This is a genomic window from Bradyrhizobium sp., assembly GCF_004799445.1.
Lineage (GTDB): Bacteria > Pseudomonadota > Alphaproteobacteria > Rhizobiales > Xanthobacteraceae > Bradyrhizobium.
In genome coordinates this window covers 1-3,952 of record NZ_SSNA01000155.1, presented here as the reverse complement: position 1 = coordinate 3,952, position 3,952 = coordinate 1, and the positions used below count along the sequence as shown (strand labels likewise).

Below are 3,952 nucleotides of genomic sequence, written 5' to 3'. Positions count from 1 at the left end.
ATTATCTTGAGGAAATCCGGCGATTTCCGATGTTGGAGCGCCAGGAAGAATACATGCTAGCCAAGCGCTGGCGCGAGCACGGCGATCGCGACGCGGCGCACAAGCTGGTCACCAGCCATCTGCGGCTCGTGCCCAAGATCGCCAGGGACTATCGCGGCTACGGCCTGCCGATCTCCAAGGGCAATGTCGGCCTGATGAAGGCGGTCGAGCGCTTCGAGCCTGAGAAGGGCTTTCGGCTCGCCACCTACGCCGTGTGGTGGATCAAGGCGGCGATCCAGGAATACATCTTGCGCTCGTGGTCGCTGGTGAAGATGGTCACCACGGCCAACCAGAAGAAAGCGTTCTTCAACCTGCGCAAGGCCCAGAGCAAAATCTCCATCCTCGGCAATGGCGATATGCGGCTGGATCAGGTGAAGATCATCGCCCGGCGGATCGGCGTTACCGAAACGGACGTGATTTACATGAACCGGCGGCTCGGCGGCGACGTCTCGCTCAACGCCGCGATCCGCGAAGACGGCGATTCCGGCGAGTGGCAGGACTGGCTGGTGGACGAATCCCCCGACCAGGAGACGACGCTCGCCGCGAGCGAGGAGTTCGATAATCACGGTCCCGCAGTCTCACTCTCTCACAAATTAAGGCGCGATAGTGCAGTACCGAAATGCGGTGAGTAGCATAGCGCCCAAGATGTTCGTCAAAAACAGACGTTCATGGAAAGTCCGGTCTTGGGCCAAAACGGACCTGAGGCATCCCTAACATTGGATCGACGAATCCGCTTTCGGTGCTGAGCGGATATTTCGCAAGGCGGTGACGTCAGCCATGTGCCACAACCACTCACGCGCGGCAGCGAATTCGATGGGCGTATGCCCTCGCCCCCGGCAGGAAAGCGGAGCCATCCGGGAAGCAAGAATGAGAGCCCGTTAAACCAAGCTAGCGATATCCAGCGGCCTGCAGTTCAAAGAGTTCGGAATAGCGACCTGACTGTGCCAACAACTCGTCATGTGTGCCGGCCGCTTCGATTTGGCCCTCGGCAAGAACAAGAATGCGATCGGCCATGCGAACGCTGGAAAAGCGATGAGAGATCAGGATAGCTGTTTTTCCGGAGCTGAGTTCCTTGAAACGCTGAAACACCTCAAATTCTGATCGGGCGTCCAGCGCCGCGGTCGGTTCGTCAAGGATCAGCACCGCGGCATCCCGCATATAGGCGCGTGCAATGGCAATCTTTTGCCATTCTCCGCCGGACAGTTCGACTCCGTTCTTAAACCGCTTGCCGATCATCTGTTGGTAGCCGCCCGGCAATTTGGCAATCACTTCGTCGGCCTGGCTGCGCTTGGCGGCGCGCGCGATGCGAGCCCGGTCGCCACGATCGGCAATTTTGCCGACCGCGATATTGTCGCCGGCGCTGAGATTGTAGCGGACGAAATCCTGGAAAATGACGCCCATGTTCCCACGCAGCGCTTCCAGATCGTATTCGCGCAGGTCATGGCCGTCGAGCAGGATCCGGCCTTCGACCGGATCATAGAGCCGTGCCAGAAGTTTCACCAAGGTTGTTTTGCCGGCGCCATTTTCGCCCACCAATGCGAGCACCTCGCCGGCGTGAAGGGTGAAACTTAGATGGCGTACGGCCCATCGCTCCGAGCCGGGATAGCGAAATCCGACGTCTTCGAACTCAAAGCCGCGCTCAATCGGATTTGGAAAACTTCGCGGGTTTGCCGGGGACAGGATTTCCGGCTTTACCTCGAAAAATGAAAAGAGGTCGTTGAGATAGAGGGCCTGGCTGGCCGTGTTCGAGAAGCTCGTCAGCAGACCTTCAAGAAGGCTGCGTAAACGCAGGAACGAGCCCGCAAGGAAGGTTAGATCGCCGACGGAGAATTTTCCCGTCAGTGTGCTCCATGTTATGTAAGCATAAGCCAGATAATACCCTACGGATCCGATCGCGGTGAAAAGTCCTCCCCAGCTGGCGCGGCGCAAGGCAAGCCGACGATTCGCGGCGTAAAAGTCGGTCGCAAGGCGGATGTACCGATCGATCAGGAAGCCGTTAAGGCCGAAGATCTTCACCTCCTTTGCAGTTTCCACGCTGGCTGCTGTCTGCCGCACATAGTCCAGTTCGCGCCGCTCCGGCGTGCGGAAAAAATCGAGCGAGTAGCTTTTGGCGTTGAAGTGCGCCTCTCCGATAAATGCCGGGACCAGGGCTAAAAAGAGCAGGGCGATCAGCCAGGGTGCGTAGAAAATCAGACCGGCGGCAAAACTAGCTACAGTGACGATATCTTGCGCCTGACTGAACAGTTGTCCCATCAGGGTCATTCTTCCGCTGGTTTGACGGCGCGCCCGCTCGAGTTGATCCTGAAATTCGGAGTCCTCGAAGTCCTCCAGATCGAGCTTCGCGGCGTGCTCCATCAATCGTACGCTTGAAGCATTGGTCACGCGCTCCGCAAGCAGGCTATCGGTCAGCGAGACGACGCGCCCAAGGACGTCCGCCATCACCGCCAGCACAAATTCGGAGGCGAGCAGCAGGATCAACCAGTTCAACAGGCCGCTGGCGAGCCACAGCCCCATCGTTTCCGGCTTGTCCGGCGCCTGCACAAGCAGCACCACGTTATCGATGATGAGCTTACCGATGTAGAGCGTGACCACCGGTAATACCGCTCGAACCAGCCGCAACGCCAGAGACGCGGCTGTCAAACCGCGGCTGGTGCGCCAAACCATCATCAAGAAGGGGCGCAGATTCTTCAGGGCGCCGACACGCTCCTTGAGAGATGTGCCGGCTGTTGCAGAAGACCCGAAAGCGGTCGGGCCCGAGGGCGGCCGTGCGTCTCGACCACCATTGCTATATCGCCGCGGCATCCAAAGGTTCCTATGACCGTCGCATGGGCATGGTGGGTCTGTTATACGACCGGCGAATGCGCTCCGTCGACATTGATTGCCGGGCGACCAGAATCTGTTCCGGGTTCAACGGACCTAGTGGTGGCATCCGGTGATGCGCTCGCTCACATTCTCGACCCAATGCTGGAGTAATCGAACGTTTCACGAAGGTTAGGTTCCTCTATCATGTGTCGTGCACTCTTCGGACTGGCACTTCTTCCCCTCATAGCGTGCAGCAGCGCCGCTAGTGAATCGGTGGCCCCAAACTCGTTTTCCGAAGTTTCGCAAAAGACGGGGCTGTCACCGCCTAACCAAACGCACCGTGCCAAAAACAGTAAACACGGGTCGAGAACGCAATCGGGCAGTCGTCCCGCCCCAGGATCGCTACCACTCTCAACGGCGACGGCTTACACGACTGAACACTCCTCCAGCTTTCCGATTTCAACGGTTCCCAAGGCGGCGCCTCAGTCCAATTCATGGACCGGCTTTTTCGTCGGGGTTGGGGCGGGCGCTAGTACGCCTCGGCCATAAAAACTGAACAAGCAGTAAGAAGAAAAGTCACCCCGGCAAGATCCTGTGCACGACGCGCGATTTGGTGACCGATCTGCTGTCAAGTATCCCTGCATGCCGCCTTCCTCGGATCCAGCGCAAAGCGGACCTCGACATTCCATGACAAGGGATCAGCGAGTGCCGGCGTTTGAGGGCAGTGAGCCTGTTCGGCGCAGTCAGGCTACCGCGGATCGAACAACGCGGAATACTGCCGTTCCCATGCCGACGGCAGCGGCTTCAATAAATCATTCAGCTGAAGCGCGCTGGGTTGGCGCCCAGCCAGGATCGCCTCTGTCATGCCCGGGGCTATCAGGGTCAGGCGGAGGATACGGCTCAGATAGGAATCGTTGACCTTCTCGGCCTTCGCAAGCTCTGCCGAGGAGGCGTACTCACCGCTTTCGAGCATCTGCCGCCAGCGGTGACCTAGCCGACCATGTCGGCTATGGGGGACAAGGCAGACAAGTCGCGGCCGACAGCTTGCTTGAAGCGAACGAAAACTATTTGGATTACGGATTTTCGGTCCACCATTTGGGCCATCTGACCT

General features: G+C 58.6%; 2 protein-coding genes and 1 pseudogene. 1 reads left to right on the top strand and 2 read right to left on the bottom strand.

What is annotated here, in order from left to right; translation table 11 throughout:
- Positions 1–599: pseudogene (locus E8A46_RS20750) on the top strand (RNA polymerase factor sigma-32); the annotation flags it as partial.
- A gap of 328 nt (positions 600–927) precedes the next feature.
- Here E8A46_RS20750 and E8A46_RS20745 read toward each other — a convergent pair.
- Positions 928–2,841: an ABC transporter ATP-binding protein gene (locus tag E8A46_RS20745; RefSeq protein WP_291565262.1), complete on the bottom strand. Its 1,914-nt coding sequence runs from the start codon at positions 2,839–2,841 to the stop codon at positions 928–930.
- A 748-nt stretch (positions 2,842–3,589) separates the two neighbouring features.
- Complete coding sequence (locus tag E8A46_RS20740) at positions 3,590–3,814, bottom strand: hypothetical protein (protein WP_291565259.1); 225 nt, start codon at positions 3,812–3,814, stop codon at positions 3,590–3,592.
- Positions 3,815–3,952: the final 138 nt, after the last annotated feature.

What these genes read in the sequence shown, in the direction of transcription:
- E8A46_RS20740 (WP_291565259.1), bottom strand. Translation starts at nt 3,814, where the DNA reads ATGCTCGAAAGCGGTGAGTACGCCTCCTCGGCAGAGCTTGCGAAGGCC.
- E8A46_RS20745 (WP_291565262.1), bottom strand. Translation starts at nt 2,841, where the DNA reads ATGCCGCGGCGATATAGCAATGGTGGTCGAGACGCACGGCCGCCCTCG.